Source organism: Candidatus Symbiothrix dinenymphae, assembly GCF_001431085.1.
The window spans coordinates 1-211 of the sequence record NZ_BBRU01000551.1 but is presented as its reverse complement, the minus strand read 5'-3'; the positions used below and the strand labels follow the sequence as shown (position 1 = coordinate 211).

1 protein-coding gene is annotated in these 211 nt (G+C 54.5%); it reads left to right on the top strand.

Annotated elements, in window-relative coordinates:
- The coding region (locus ASC50_RS05600) for a YDG domain-containing protein (protein WP_158648513.1) at positions 1–211 on the top strand (211 nt) is incomplete at both ends.

The following is a 211-nucleotide window of genomic DNA, read 5'->3' as shown; positions in this document are numbered from 1 at the left end:
AAAACTACGATGGCACCACCACCGCCACCATTACAGCATCCGGCACTGTTGTTGGCACAGTAGGCTCGGATGATGTAGGCGTAGCAAACGGCATGGCTACTTTTGCAGACAAGAATGCGGGCACGGGTAAAACGGTTACATTCAGCGGTTTCGCGCTCACAGGGGAGGATAAGAACAACTACACGCTGCAAGCACAGCCCACCGCCGTAAC